Source organism: Sorangium sp. So ce887 (assembly GCF_051521455.1).
Taxonomy (GTDB): Bacteria; Myxococcota_A; Polyangia; order Polyangiales; family Polyangiaceae; genus Sorangium.
Map to the genome: position 1 here is coordinate 3,921,247 of NZ_CP150354.1, position 14,114 is coordinate 3,935,360.

9 protein-coding genes are annotated in these 14,114 nt (G+C 73.3%); 6 read left to right on the forward strand and 3 right to left on the reverse strand.

What is annotated here, in order from left to right:
- The first annotated feature begins 51 nt into the window (after window positions 1-51).
- The 6 genes from WMF36_RS14625 to WMF36_RS14650 all read left to right on the forward strand — a co-directional run bounded on the left by WMF36_RS14625 (window position 52) and on the right by WMF36_RS14650 (window position 9,646).
- Window positions 52-1,530 carry a DUF4178 domain-containing protein gene (locus tag WMF36_RS14625; protein ID WP_437580215.1) on the forward strand — a complete coding sequence of 493 codons (1,479 nt, stop codon included), beginning with the start codon at window positions 52-54 and terminating at the stop codon, window positions 1,528-1,530.
- Between the two features lie 313 nt (window positions 1,531-1,843).
- Window positions 1,844-2,152 carry a hypothetical protein gene (locus WMF36_RS14630; RefSeq protein WP_437580216.1) on the forward strand — a complete coding sequence of 103 codons (309 nt, stop codon included), beginning with the start codon at window positions 1,844-1,846 and terminating at the stop codon, window positions 2,150-2,152.
- Between the two features lie 189 nt (window positions 2,153-2,341).
- Window positions 2,342-3,454, forward strand: a complete 1,113-nt coding sequence (locus WMF36_RS14635; protein ID WP_437580217.1) for a hypothetical protein — start codon at window positions 2,342-2,344, stop codon at window positions 3,452-3,454.
- Window positions 3,451-5,550, forward strand: coding sequence for a S8/S53 family peptidase (locus tag WMF36_RS14640; protein WP_437580218.1), 2,100 nt, complete (start codon window positions 3,451-3,453; stop codon window positions 5,548-5,550). The genes WMF36_RS14635 and WMF36_RS14640 overlap by 4 nt, the downstream gene beginning before the upstream one ends.
- A 299-nt stretch (window positions 5,551-5,849) precedes the next feature.
- A complete protein-coding gene (locus WMF36_RS14645) occupies window positions 5,850-8,102 on the forward strand; it encodes an ATP-binding protein (protein ID WP_437580219.1) in 2,253 nt (750 codons plus the stop codon).
- Complete coding sequence (locus WMF36_RS14650) at window positions 8,099-9,646, forward strand: sigma-54-dependent transcriptional regulator (protein WP_437580220.1); 1,548 nt, start codon at window positions 8,099-8,101, stop codon at window positions 9,644-9,646. Before WMF36_RS14645 ends, WMF36_RS14650 begins: the two co-directional genes overlap by 4 nt.
- Window positions 9,647-9,780: 134 nt before the next feature.
- Here the strand turns inward: WMF36_RS14650 and WMF36_RS14655 are convergent, their stop codons facing one another.
- The 3 genes from WMF36_RS14655 to WMF36_RS14665 form a co-directional block, all read right to left on the reverse strand.
- Window positions 9,781-11,082 carry a UDP-glucose dehydrogenase family protein gene (locus WMF36_RS14655; protein ID WP_437580221.1) on the reverse strand — a complete coding sequence of 434 codons (1,302 nt, stop codon included), beginning with the start codon at window positions 11,080-11,082 and terminating at the stop codon, window positions 9,781-9,783.
- 163 nt (window positions 11,083-11,245) lie between these two features.
- Window positions 11,246-12,943: a L,D-transpeptidase gene (locus WMF36_RS14660; RefSeq protein WP_437580222.1), complete on the reverse strand. Its 1,698-nt coding sequence runs from the start codon at window positions 12,941-12,943 to the stop codon at window positions 11,246-11,248.
- Between the two features lie 231 nt (window positions 12,944-13,174).
- Window positions 13,175-14,065 (reverse strand): LysR family transcriptional regulator, encoded by an 891-nt coding sequence (locus WMF36_RS14665; RefSeq protein ID WP_437580223.1) that lies wholly within the window; start codon window positions 14,063-14,065, stop codon window positions 13,175-13,177.
- Between the last annotated feature and the right edge of the window lie 49 nt (window positions 14,066-14,114).

The window sequence follows — 14,114 nt, forward strand, 5'->3', positions numbered from 1 at the left end:
CGCTTGAAACGCTTCCTCTTCCCTGACCGGGGCCTCTAGTATGGTGCTCGCGTGAGCACGCCCTTCGACCGAGCCGCCGCGTGCCCCTCGTGCGGCGCGCCGATCACGTTTCGCTTCGCGGGCGCGATGGCCCAGGTGTGCAAGCACTGCAAGTTCGTGGTCGCACGCACCGACCGCGACCTCCGCGCCGTCGGGCGCGTCGCCGATCTTGTCGATATCCCGACGCCGCTCCAGCTCGGGGCCACGGGGCGCTGGGGCAACGAGCCCTTCGTCGTCGACGGCCGCATCCAGCTCGATCGCGCCAGCGCGCCGGGCGCGCCGTGGCAGGAGATCTTCATCGCGTTCCCGGCCAGCGGTCGCTGGACATGGGTCGCCTTCGCCCAGGGGCGCTGGTACGCGACCACCGAGGCGCCGCTCCCGCTGAACGGCCTGCCCCCGTGGACCTCCCTCCAGCCCGGCGGCCGCGTCCACCTCGAGGGGCACGGCATGTTCACCGTCGTCGAGGTCGGCCGCCGGCGCGTGATCTCGGCCGAGGGGGAGATGCCCTACGTCGCCGCGCCGGGCGTTGTGACGGGCTTCGTCGACATCGCGGGGCCGCGGGGCGAGTTCGGCACGCTCGACTACGGCGACGGGCGGATCATCCCGCCGAAGCTCTATCTGGGCCGGCAGATCGATCCGGCCGTGATGCAGCTCGACTCCGGCGCGCCCGTGGAGAAGCCCGCGGCGCAGGTGGCGGCCGTCGCGTGCCCGAGCTGCGGCGGCAACCTGCCGCTCGCCGCCCCCGGCACCGCGGAGCGCATCGTCTGCCGGTACTGCGGCACGGCGAGCGACCTCACGAACGGCGCGCTCGTCGCGCTCGGCCAGGTGCCCCCGCCGCCCATGGAGCCGTACGTCCCGCTCGGCGCCGAGGGCCAGCTCCGCGGCATGCGCGTGCTCTGCATCGGCTTCGTCATCCGCGGCTGCACGGTGGAAGGCGAGCGCTACCGCTGGCGGGAATACCTGCTCTACGGCGGGCCGAGCGTCGGCTACCTGTGGCTCATGGAAGAGGACGGCGCGTGGCAGCTCGTGACCCCGCTCTCGCCCGGCGAGGTCCAGCCGATGGGGGCGAGCGCGAGCTACCAGGGGAGAACGTACGCGCTCAAGCAGAGCGTCCACGCCGAGGTGGAGTACGTCATCGGCGAGTTCTACTGGAAGGTCGAGATCGGCGAGGGGGTGCAAGCCACCGAGTACCAGGGCGCCGACGGCAAGGTCAGCATCGAGCAGGCCCCGACCGAGGTCAGCGTGTCGTTCTGCTCACCCTTGCCGGGCAAGGAGCTCGCCGCCGCCTTCCACCTGCCGCCTCCGCCGAGGCCCGGGGTCGGCGGGGGAACGAGCCTGCGCGGCGGCACGGTGATCGTGCTCATCGTCGTCCTGATCATCGCCCTCCTTATCCTCACCTCGCTCAGCGACTGTGGTGGAGGCGGTGGCCCCGGCGGCATCCTCTTCGTTCCGACCGGCGGGAGCAGCCCGAGCTTCGGGGGCGGGAAGTGATCCAGCTTCACCACCCGATTCGGTTGAACTTGAATTGAACGGCATCACGGGGGCGCGACTGGCGTGATCCCGGGTGGTGTCGAGTCGGACGCGTGCGGGGCAGTGGACATATCTATGTCCACTGCTCCAGCGAGAGCGACCTCACCTCGAATGGAACGGTCGAATCCGGGCAGGTGATGGTCAGTTTCGGGTATCGGTCGCCGCCGGCTGCTCCCGGCGGTCGAGTGATTTCAACGGCTTACATGCTGGCCTGCGGCGGCCCGTGACGTGCAATGTGCCGTCCGAAGCCGGCGCGAGCCGGCGACGGAGGCCCATGCAAACCGTGAATACGGTCGACCCGCACGCGCAGCTGCGTGCGCTCTACATCTCGCTGCTCCGGAACCAGGAGCACTTCGACGAGTTCAAGCAGCTGCTCTCCCTCTACATCGTCTCGGCCGAGGCCGACGAGGAGCCGGTGGATGCGGCCGCGGTCCGCGCGCTGCTCAACAGCCGCATCCGCTCCTGGATCGGCGGCTTCTTCGACGGGCTGAGCGCCTCCCAGGTGCTCCAGTGGCGCGCGATCGTGGTCGAGGAGCGCATCAACGTGTGCCTGTCGCCCTGGAAGGAGTCGAACATTTATTGATGCTGCGGCGCAGGCGACAGGCGGGGTTGCACCGCCATCGGCGTACGTCCCACCGGCGCGGCTCTGCCCCGGTGCCATCTACCGGCGCCCGGCGCTCGCGGCGCCGGCGCGGCGCGGCGGCGCGCCCGGCGAGCGCCGCGCTGCGCCCGGCGAGCGCCGCGCCGCGCCCGGCCACGGAGGTGCCCGCCCATGGATGACGCGCTCTGGGTGGACGAGCTCTACAAGGCGTTCTGGCGGACCCTCCCCGGGATGCTCCACACCGAGGCGCAGGGCCTGGCCTACACGCTCGGCCTGGCGCCGTCGCGCGACGTGCCCTGGAGCGCCGTGTTCAGCAACGAGATCACCCTGGCCGCGCCCGCGCTGCTCGCCGAGGCCATGCCGGGGATCCGCGGGGCCACCGTGCAGGACGCCCTCCTCGCGCACCTCCTGGCCGTCATCGAGGCGTTCGGCACCGATCGCATCCAGGACGCGCAGGTCCGCCCGACCTGGCAGCTCGAGGCCGTCCTGGCCCACGCGCGCCGGGCGCGCGACGAGGCGCTGCGCCGCGTGGCGCCCGGCGTCGACGATCCGGCCATCGACTTCGCCCGCGCCGACGAGGCCACGCTGCTCGCCATCGAGGCCGAGCGCAGCCTCCTCGCGAGCGGCGAGCCCGCCGGCTTCAGCCGCTACTACGCGCTCTCCCTCGGCAAGCAGAGCGTCGGCTTCCCGGCGTCGATCGCCCTCGCGCACGCCGCGGGCTGGACGGCCGAGCAGCGCGAGGTGCTCGCGCGGCTGCTCTCGTCGGTGTGGCTCGGGCTGCAGCTCCACGACGACGTCATGGACTGGCAGGACGACTACCAGCGGGGCGGCGCCTGGGCCGTCGTCCTCGCCTCCGAGCTCCGATCGCGGGCGCAGGGGGAGCCCGACGTCACGTCCACGGGCGCGCGCGATCAGGACCGCGCCGCCGTGTCGCACCACCGCGGCGCGGTCGCGTACGGGCCGCTCGGCACGCCGCCCTGGGGCATCGCCGCGACCCCGAGGGAGAAGAGCGAGCCGCCGGCCTCCGCCGCGATCTCGTCGCTCCTCCCCGTGCGCCGCATGGTCCTCGACTCGGGCGTCCTCGCGGCGATGCTCGACGGCGAGCGCCGGTGCTTCCGCGCCGCGCGCCGGCGCGCCGCGGCGCTCGGCGCCCGCCGCATCGCCGCCTGGGCGGCGTCGAGGGAGGCGCAGGCGCAGGAGCTCGCGCAGTGCGAGGCCGAGAGCCCCGGCTTCGCGAACCGCGCCCACGCGCTCAACGCCTGGGCCAAGGCCGTCCTGGCATGAGCCAGGGCCGCGACGCGGCCTCGGGGGGGGGAGCGGGCGCTCCGGAGGAGGGGCCCGCGCGCGGCCGCCCGAGCGCGCCGCCCCCCGCGTCGACCGCCTCACCCAGGGCGCGCCCCCCGCGCCCGCCGTGGGACTTCGGCTATGCCCCGGTGCCCACCGCCGCGGGCGACGACGACGGAGGTCCCCTCGACCTCGTCGTGGCCTTGCGCTGCGCCGTGACCCCCGGCGACCTGGCCGGCGCGCTCTCGGCGCGCTGGTCCGCGGTCGAGGTCGAGCGGGTCATCGAGCGGCCGCCCATCTTCTGGCTCCGCGTCCGGTCTCCCGACCGCGGGCGGCGCGCCGAGGTCGCCGCGGCGCTCTCGGCCGCGGCGCTCCCGGTGCGCTACGTCGCGTCGGCCCGGCGCCCGAGCGCCGCCGTCGCCCCGCGCTTCGACGCGGCCACTGGCGCCGCGGCGCGCCCCGACGGGTGGACCATCCGCAGCGCGTCGTCCGAGGACGATCCCGTCACGCCCGGCCGCTGGTTCCTGCGCGACGAGGAGGGCGGGATCGGCGTCGACCGCCGCCGCTGCGGGGGCGGCGCCGGCATGCGCCTCGGGGTCATCGACGACGACGCCTGGGCGGCCGACGAGCTCGGCCTCGACCGCGAGGTGCTCGTCATGATCGAGCACCCCCCGCGCAGCCAGCCGCACGGCTCGTTCATGGTCGCGTGGGCGGTCGGGAGCCGTCGCCCCGGCGGCTTCCGCGGCGTCGCGCCGGACGCGTCGCCGCGGCTCTACCTGATCCCGAAGCCGGGCTCGTGCGTCCTCGCCCTCCCGGTCGCGATCGTCCAGGCCGTCAGCGACGGCGCCGACGTCGTTGTTTGCGCCGCATACGTCGAGGGCTCGACGACGCCCATGCTGGACGACGCGCTCGAGTTCGCCGCCCGCCTCGGGCGCCGCGGGCGAGGCTGCTCTGTCGTGTTCCCCACCGGCCGCGAGGCCTCGAGCCCGCCGGAGTCGCTGCACGCGAGCTTCTCGCTCGGGTTCGGCGAGCCTGCGAGCGACCCGCGGGTGTTCTGCGTCGGTCCGGGCGCCCGCGGCGACGGGTGGTTCCTCTGGCGGGATCGACGGGGGCGCAGCCGCCCCTTCGCCAACCGCGGCCCGGCGGTGCGGTGGCTAGCGCCCGGCGACGATATCACCTGCCCGCTTCCGCCCGCATCCAGCGCGCCGCCCGCGTCCAGCGTGTTGCCCGCATCCAGCGCGCCGCCCGCGTCCAGCGTGTTGCCCGCGTCCAGCGCGCCGCCCGCGTCCAGCGTGTTGCCCGCGTCCGGCGCTGCGCCCGCATCCAGCGCTGCGCCCGAATCCGGCGCGGCTCCGGTGTCCGAGCGGCTCTGCCACGCCGAGTCGAGCGGGGCTTCGGCCCTCGCCGCGGGCGTCCTGCTCCTCGTCCTGTCGCGCAACCCCGCGCTCCGCCTGCCCGAGCTCGACGCCCTCGTCCGGCGCACGCTCGCGCCGGTGCCCCCCGCGGCCCCCGCGTCGGCCGAGCCGATCGCCGATCCGTGGGACCTCCTCCCCGACGGGCGCGATCGCGACGGCCACAGCGCCAAGCACGGCTACGGCCGTGTCGATGCGGGCCGAGCCTGCCTCGCCGCCGGCGACCCCCTCGCGCTCGCGCTGCTGCTGATCGGCGAGGACGACGCCGCGCGCGCCTGGCACGACGCCCGCGCCGCGGATCCGCTCGCCCGCGGCCTCTACTCGCGCCGCCTCGCGCGCTGGGCCGTCCGGGTGCTGCTCGCCGACCCGAGCCTCTGCCACGGCGTCTGCGCGCTCGCGCGCCACGCCCGCCTCACCGCCGGCGACGCCGTACGCCGGCGCGCCCACGGCGCGGGCGTCATCCTGCGGCAGCTCTCGGTCCTCGTCCGCGGCCTCGCCGCGAGCCGCCAGGCGCCGGCGCCGGCGCCGCGCGTGCGCGACGAAGTCGCCGCCCTGCTCGACCGCCTCGAGCGTTCGGCGACCGACGCCGCCGCCGTGCAGGCCGTCGAGTCACGCTTCGGCGAGCTGGCCGACGCCGTGTTCGCGGACGCCGCGGAGCGCGGCGCGCGGCAGGGCGCCGCCTGAGCGCGCTCCCTCACCCGTTTCACGGCGTGATCCCCCTCTCATCTCCGCGTGAAAACGTAATGAACATCGCGTAACGGCGCCGCCGCGGTCGCCGTTACGCGGGCCATCGCGGCGGCGCGTGCCGCCCAGCGCGTGAGCCCCGTTGGTTCACCCAGGGTTCCAGCGTATCGTGGGTGGCTCGTGGCGCAATTTACGCGCCGTCGAGTCTCCCGATGCCAGCTATCGAGAATCGGCGTTGGCTCCTTGCAGCGGTCGTCATCGCGGCGCTCGTTCTGGGCGGCTCCGGGATCAGCAGCGCCTTGAGCTGGTACGAACGCCCGTTTCCTGGCGTCCTCGTCGACCCGGATGGCGTGATCTCGAGCCTGGGCCTGCCTTCCTGGGAGGGCTTCCAGAAGGGCCTCCGGTTCCCCGATCGCGTCGTCGAGGTCAACGGCTGGCCCCTCGAGAGCACGGCGGGGCGCTACCGCGCCAGCACCTGGGACGCCGCCATCGAGCAGGCGGCGCGCGCGGGGGAGCGCTCGGTGCGCATCCGCGTCGAGACGGGCGCGGGGGTGCGCGACGTCGAGCTCTCCCTCGTCCCCTTCGATCCGCTCGCGTGGTGGTTCTACGCCGGCGGGCTGATGGTCGTCGCCTCGCTCTACGTGGGCGCCGCGCTCATCGCCCTCAGCGCGAGCCCGCGCGGCAAGCTCGCGCGCGCGTTCGCGACCGCCGCGCTGTTCACCGCGCTCTTCCAGCTCGCGCTGTTCGACTACCACAGCTCGCGCGATCTCGTCCCGTTCTTCCACGTCGCCTACGCGCTCGTCCCGATGAGCCTGTTCACCCTGGCGCTGCGGCTGCCGGACGACGTCGCGCTCATCGCGCGCTACCCCGTCTTCGCCCGGATCGCGCATGGGATCGGCGGCCTGCTCGCCGCCGCCCTGCTCGCCTCGCACGCCATGGGCTGGACCACCGTCGGGATCCGGAGCATCTGCGCGACCCTGGTCGTCGCCTCGTTCCTCTTCTTCGCGATCACCCTGATCCTCCGCTTCGCCGCGGCGAAGGGGGATCGCCGCCGCACGCTGCGCGCGCTGCTCCTCGCCATGGCGCCGCCGCACGTCGTGATCGCGATCGGGTTCATCCTGGCCATGCTCGGCGTCCCGGCGTCGGCGCTCGCGTGGTTCGCGGTACCGGCGCTCGCCCTCACGCCCGTCTCGAGCGTCGTCGCGTTCATCCGCTACGACCTCTGGGGGAGCCGCGCGCTCCTGTCGCGCCCGCTCACGCGGATCATCATCGCCGCCATGATGGTCGCGCTCACGGTGATCCTCTGCTCCGCCTGCGCGGGGTACGCCGGCCTGCCGCTGCTCGGCGCGATCAAGGTCGCCGTGCCGGCCGCGATCGTCAGCGCCGCGCTCGTCGTGTTCGCGCTCGGCGCCGGCGACCGGACGCTCTTCCCGGCGCGCGCCGAGTACAAACCCACCGTCGAGCAGCTCAGCGAGGAGCTGACGCTCGTCGCCGATCCCGACGAGGTCTCGGACGCGGTCGAGCGCACGGTGGCGCGCTGGCTGTCCTGCGAGCGGGTCACCTTCCGCCGCATCGCGGTCGAGGTCGTCGACGCGGCCGGCGCGCCCGGCGAGCAGGACTCGAGGGCCGCCGAGCCGAGCGGCGAGCGGCTCATCGGGATCGATCCGCCCGAGGAGAGCGCGAGCGAGCTCTCGCTCACGGTCATGTTCCGCGGCCGGCTGCTCGGCGTCCTCGAGGTGGGCAAGAAGCGCGGCGGCGCCCTGTTCACGAGCGAGGACCTCGACCTGCTCCGCACCATCGGCAACCAGGCCGCCCTCGCCCTCGCGCACGCCCACAGCTACGCCGAGCTGGAGCGGCGGCGGCGCGAGCAGGCCGCCGCCTGGCGCGACGAGCGCGCGGCGCTCATCGAGACGCTCGCGGCCGAGATCACCCACGAGGTGCGCTACCCGATCAACTTCTTCCGCTCGGTGTTCAAGCGCGGCTCGAGCAACCAGAGCCTGGACGCCGAGGAGGTCGAGATCGGCTGCGAGGAGGTCGAGCGCCTGGAGCGGCTCGTGATGGGCCTGCGCCGCGTGACGCACAGGAAGCTCGAGCGCCGGCGCCTCGCGGTCGGGGAGCTCGTGAGCCGGGCGGAGATGCTCCTGCGCGATCAGCTCGGCAAGCGGCGGATCGATGCGCGGGTGAGCGCAATGCCGAGGCTCCACTGCGACCCCGATCAGGCCACGCAGGTGCTCGTCAACCTCCTCTCGAACGGCCTCGACGCGGCCGGGGACAAGGGGACTGTCGGGGTCATCTGGGAGCCCTCGGAGAACGGCGCCGAGCTCGTGGTGTGGGACACGGGGCCGGGCATCGCGGGGGACGCTTCGCGGATCTTCGCGCCCTGGTACACGACGAAGCCGGGCGGGACCGGGCTCGGGCTCGCCATCACGCACCGGATCGTCCGGGCCCACGGGTGGTCCATCGACCCGGAGCGGCGCGACGGCAGGACGCGGTTCGCGATCTCGATCCCGGCCACCGATGTCACCATGACCGCAGAGGACGAGGTCGCGTGAAGATCCTGATCGTCGATGATCAGCGGAGCGGACGCCGCACGCTGCGGCAGATCCTGAGCGCCCTCGACGAGGTCGAGGTGCTGGAGGCGGTCGGCCTCGACGACGCCATGGCCGCCGTGGAGCGGAGCGCGCCCGACCTCCTGCTCCTCGACGTGCGCCTCTCGGACGATCCGCGCGACCGCGGCGGCCTGGAGATCCTGCGGCGGGTGCGGGCCTCGGGGCGGAGCACGCCGGCGTTGATGGTCACCTCGGTCAGCGAGCTCTCCGAGATCCGGGAGGCCATGCGGCTCGGCGCGCAGGACTACGTGCTGAAGGACGAGCTCTGCCCCGAGATGCTCCTGCCGATCATCGAGGGGCAGCGCGAGCGGCTGCTCCTCAAGGGCGAGGTGGTGCGGCTGCGCGAGCGGGTCGACCGCACGTTCGGCACGAAGGCGCTCCTCGGCTCGTCCGCGGCGATGGATCGCGTGCGCCGGATCGTCGAGCGGGTCGCCGAGTCGAGCAGGACCGTGCTCATCCGCGGCGAGACCGGCTGCGGCAAGGAGATGGTCGCCCGCGCGCTGCACGAGATGAGCTCGCGCCGCGGCGAGCCGTTCGTGGCCGTCAACTGCTCGGCGCTGCCGGGGACGCTCATCGAGTCGCTCATCTTCGGGCACGAGCGCGGCGCCTTCACGGGCGCCGAGAAGCGCATGCGCGGCCAGCTCGAGCTCGCGGGCGCGGGCACCATCCTGCTCGACGAGATCGCCGAGATGCCCGGCGAGCTCCAGGCGAAGCTCCTCCGCGTGCTCGAGGATCGCCGCTTCCGCCCGCTCGGCGCCGAGGCGGAGATCCCGCTGCGCGCCCGCGTCCTCGCCGCGACCCACGTCGACCTGGAGAAGCGCATCAGCGAGGGGCGCTTCCGGGAGGACCTCTTCTACCGGCTCAACGTCGTCACGGTGCACGTCCCGTCGCTCGCCGAGCGCGACGCCGATCTCATCGAGCTCCTGCTCGCCTTCAGCGCGGAGGTCCCGCGCAGGCTCCGCTACACGGACGACGCGATCGCGTGGCTGGTCCGGCGGCCCTGGCCCGGCAACGTGCGCGAGCTCCGGAACGTCGTCGAGCGGCTGGGGCTGCTCGCCGACGACGATCTCATCGACGTCCCGACGCTCGAGGAGCTCGCGCGCGAGCGGCCGATCGTGGACGCCACCGCGGAGATCGACCGGCTGGCCCGCGCGCTGCTCGCGCTGCCCGAGCGGCTCGGCTCGAAGCTCCGCGTGATCGAGCGCGCGGTGCTGCACCACGCGATCGAGAGCTGCGGCGGCAACAAGGCGGCCGCGGCGCGGCTCATCGGCGTCGACCGGAAGATGCTCGAGCGGCGCTGGGATCGGCACACCGGCGAGGAGCCGCCGAGCAGCCGGCGGATGTCGCTGCCGACCGCGGCGCGCCACCTCTCCGAGGAGCCGCCGAGCAGCCGGCGGCTCACGCCCGCGAACGCGCAGCGGTACTTCGGCGAGGAGCCGCCGAGCAGCCGGCGGATCTCGCTGTCGCCGGACGCGGACGACAGCTGAGCCGCGTCCGGCGCTGACGGCGCGGCGCGCTGAGCCGCGGCCGGCGCTGACGGCGCGACAGCTGAGCCGCGGCCGGCGCTGACGGCGCGACAGCTGAGCCGCGCCCTGCTCGACGCCACGCGGCGCGCGGCGCGCTACTTCCTGCCGATGCCCGTGTAGACGAAGCCCATCCCGCGGAGCTCGTCGGGCTCCCAGACGTTGCGCCCGTCGAAGAGCGCCGGGGAGCTCAGGATGCGCTTCAGCCGGTGGAAGTCGGGGCGCCGGTACTCGTGCCACTCGGTGACGACGACCAGCGCGTCCGCGCCCTCGGCCGCGCCGTACATGTTGTCGCTCAGGAGGATGCGGTTCCCGTAGATGGCGCGCACGTTCGGCATCGCCTGCGGGTCGTGCGCCTGGACGGTCGCGCCCGCCTCGAGCAGCGCGTCGATCAGGGTGAGCGCGGGCGCCTCGCGGATGTCGTCGGTCTGCGGCTTGAACGCGAGCCCCCAGACCGCGATCGTCTTGCCCTTCAGCGCCCCGTCGAAGTGGGCGCTCACCTTGCTCGCGAGGAGCCGCTTCTGCCGGGCGTTGACCCGCTCGGTCGCCCGGACGATCTCCAGGTCGTGCCCCACCGAGCTCGCGGTGAAGAGGATGGCCGAGAGGTCCTTCGGGAAGCACGACCCGCCGAACCCCGGGCCGGCGAAGAGGAACTTCGTGCCGATGCGCGGGTCGGCCCCGACGCCCTTGCGCACGAGCTCGATGTCCGCGCCGACCTTCTCGGCGAGCACGGCCAGGTCGTTCATGAACGAGATGCGCGACGCCAGCAGGGCGTTGGCCGCGTACTTGGTGAGCTCGGCCGAGCGGGCGTCCATGAGCTGGATGCGATCGCTCGCCCGGACGAACGGATTGTAGAGGTGGCGCAGGATCTCGCGCGCCTTCGGGTCGTCCGACCCGATGATCACGCGGTCGGGCTTCATGAAGTCGTTCACCGCGTCGCCCTCCTTCAGGAACTCCGGGTTCGACGCGACGGCGAACGGCTGGGCGGTGTGCGCGCCGATGATCTGCCGGAGCCGGTCCGCCGTCCCGACAGGGACCGTGCTCTTCGTGGCGATCACCTTGAAATTGTTCATGTTTTTGCCGATCGTCTCGCCGACGGCATCGACGGCGGACAGGTCGGCGGAGCCGTCGTCGGCCTGCGGCGTCCCGACGGCGATGAAGACGATCTCCGCGTCGCGGATGGCGCTGGCGACGTCGGTGGAGAACCTCAGCCTGCCATCGCGCGCGTTCTTCGCGATGAGCACGTCGAGGCCGGGCTCGTAGATCGGCACCTCTCCGCGCTTCAGCATCTCGATCTTTGCAGCGGACACGTCGACGCACGCCACGTCGTTCCCGAAATCCGCGAACCCCGCGCCGGCCACGAGGCCGACATACCCTGTTCCCACGACGGCAAGCTGCATGGGCCGGACGCTACCACGACTCTGCTGCTGTTCGAGCCGGCAGTCGCGCGAAGTGTGATCCGCGATCGATCTGTCCTGCTCCTCAAGCGTGCGCGCTCGCGCGGGGCGGGGGGCTGCCAGCGAGCGCGGCCGCCGGGCGCGCGGTCCCCGGGCGCACCGTGGCTCAGGGGTGCACGAACACCACCGTTCCGGTCAGCGAGCGCGCCGCGCCGTGCCATCCCGGCGGGACGGCCGGCTCGGTCCAGAAGAAGAGGCGGCGGGCGTCCTCCGGAGAGAGGTTGATGCAACCGTGGCTCTTGGGGCGGCCGAACTTGTCATGCCAGTAGGCGCCGTGGAGCGCATACCCCTCCTCGAAGTACTGCACGTAGGGGACGTCGCGCAGCTCGAACTCCTCGCCGACGGCGTCCGAGTCCATGGTGATGGAGATGTACTTCGTGTGGATACGGAAGATACCGCGCTTGGTCGCGGTGCTGGACTCGTGGTCCTCGAGCCCTGCCTCGCCGCTCGAGATCAGGGTGGCGTAGACGGGCTTCGTGCCCTCGTAGGCGACGAGCACCTGCTTCGTGAGGCTGACGTCGAGCCACTTCTCGCCGTTCTTGCCCCAGGCCGGCATCTTCTTGGCGGGGTCGATGCGGCCGGCGTGGCGATCGTCGACCCAGTCGCCGTCCTTGGTCTCGTAGTGCAGCTTGCCGCCGAAGAACTGCTGCTTGCCGGTGAGGGGCACGGCGGAGCGCCACTCGAGCTCTCCGCCGTCGACGAGCTTCTTGCCCTCCACGCGCCACCGCTTGCCGCCCTGGCGGCGCACGAGCGCGAACGGGAAGTCGATGTCCTTGCCGATCTCGACGCCGTGGAAGTCGGACCCGCGGATGGGGCGGAACCTGTCGGCGGGGACGACGCGGAGATCGGTGGTGACGTTGTAGCGCCGGCCCTCGTGGAGGAACGACTCGATGAAGGCCATGCCGTTGCGCCGCGAGACCTCGTCGATCTTCACGGCGTCGTCGGACTTGATGAGGCCGGAGAGGTTGGGGGCGCGGCGGCCGTCGCGCAGGAACCAGGGGATCTCGCGATCGGTGATGCGCTGCGCGAGCGCGTCGAGCGCGGGCGGGGCGGGCTCGGCGCTCCATTTGAGCCACACGTCGAGGCCGTAGGTGGCGCCGCTCTCCTCGTCCTTGGCCCAGCGGTCGAGGTGCTTCTTGAGGCTCGGCTCGAAGCGCGCGACGTCGTCCTGGGAGGGGATGCGCGCGTACGCGGGTCCGCCGCGCGTGACGGTGCCGTACATGTACGGGAGCTTGTGGGTGACGTCGGGGCGGCGCGCCGCGGCGCGGACGATCTCGTGATCGAGGTCGAGCGTCGCGTCGGGGCCGAGGCACACGTAGCCGAACGGCTTGATCTTGCGGAAGCCGCCGGGGCAGCCGGCGGTGCCGGCGGGCTCGGGATCCATCTCCACGATCGTGCCGGCGCGCAGGAAGCCGACGCGCTTGGCGTCGGTGCTGGGCCGGGCGTAGACGCGGGTGAGCATCGCGATGCTGGCGAGCCGCGGGCTGCCCTCGCGGGCCGGCTGGGGCGGGGTGGAGACGCCGCTCAGCGAGACGATGGGCGGGGCTGCGGGCTGGCCGGGCGGCGGCTCGTCCTCGGCCGGCTCGGGGGAGCCCGGGGGGGAGGGAGACGCGGTGGCGGCGGGGCCCTGCGCGGCGGCCTCCTTGCCACCGGCGCCGCCGTGGGCCTCGACCGGGGAGTCGGGGGTGCTCCCGGACTGGGACTGGCCGCAGCCCGAGAGGAGCGCGGCGAGGGCGAGGAACGCGAACGCAGGGCGGCGCGCCGCGGGTGAAGCTGCGGCGCGCGGTCGGGGCGGCGTGTCCATGGCGGGCAGACCGTAATGCACAGGAGGGGGAGGGGGGCCAGTTTTCGGCGGGGCGTGCGCCGGGGGCGGTCCGCTCCCGCACATCGCCCGGTCCTCGTGGGATGGTGGCGCTCACCACGGACTGCCGCGAGAGCTCTTGCAGAGACATCCAATCTTCGATCAGGAGATCTGGAGCACCGTGAAGGCACCCTATCGGCGGCCGCCTTTGACCGCGATCGCCGCACAACGACGCTAGGCTCCTCGCCGCCGCAGCGCTTCCCAGAGCGCCTGCGCGACCACGCCGTGCGGGCGGTCACGGCGACGCATCACGAACAGCTCCATGAGGTCGACCTCGAACTCGGGCACCTGCAACGTCACCAGCTCGCCCGTCGCGAGCGCGTCGGCGGCCATGTGCTCGGGCAGCCCGCCCCAGCCCATGCCCGCGAGGATGACCTCCTTCTTCGCCGCAACGTCGGTGACGGTCCAGCGCAGGCCGCCCTGCAGCACGTTCAGGGACGGCGAGGCGCTCCCTCCCGCGCTGTCGCGCAGGACGATCTGCGCGTGCGCCCGCAGCAGCGCCGGCGGGATCGGCGTGCCGCAGGTGGCCACCGGGTGATCGAAGCGCGCCACGGGGAACACCCGCACGTCGCAGAAGCGCGCGAGCTCCACCTCGGAGACCTCGGAGGCGTCGATCCCGAGCCTCGTGGCGACGGCGAGATCGGCGCGGCGCTCGCGCAGCGCGTCGGCGGCGCCCGCCAGCCGCTCGGTGCCGAGCTCGATGCGCACCAGCGGATAACGCGCCTGCACCCCGCGGAAGATGTCCATGATCGGCCCGAGCGGCGTCACCGCGTCGACGGCGAGCCGCACGATCGGCTCCACCTTGCCCGAGAGGAACATCCCGAAGCTCCGCAGCGCCTCGGTGCTCTCGATGACCGCCGCTGCACGCTCGTGGAACAGGCGGCCGTTATCGGTGAGCGTGGCGCGGTACTCCCGGCGATCGAACAGCTCGACCCCCAGCTCGCTTTCCAGGTTGCGCACCAGCTTGCTCACCGCCGGCTGGGACTTGTGCAGCCGCGTGGAGGCGGCGCTGAACGAGCCCTCGCCCGCGACGGCGAGGAAGGCGACGAGCTGGTCGTAGGTCATGGCGGCGCGCGCGGAGTCCAGAACCTGGGGTTATGGAGTCCATAGAAAC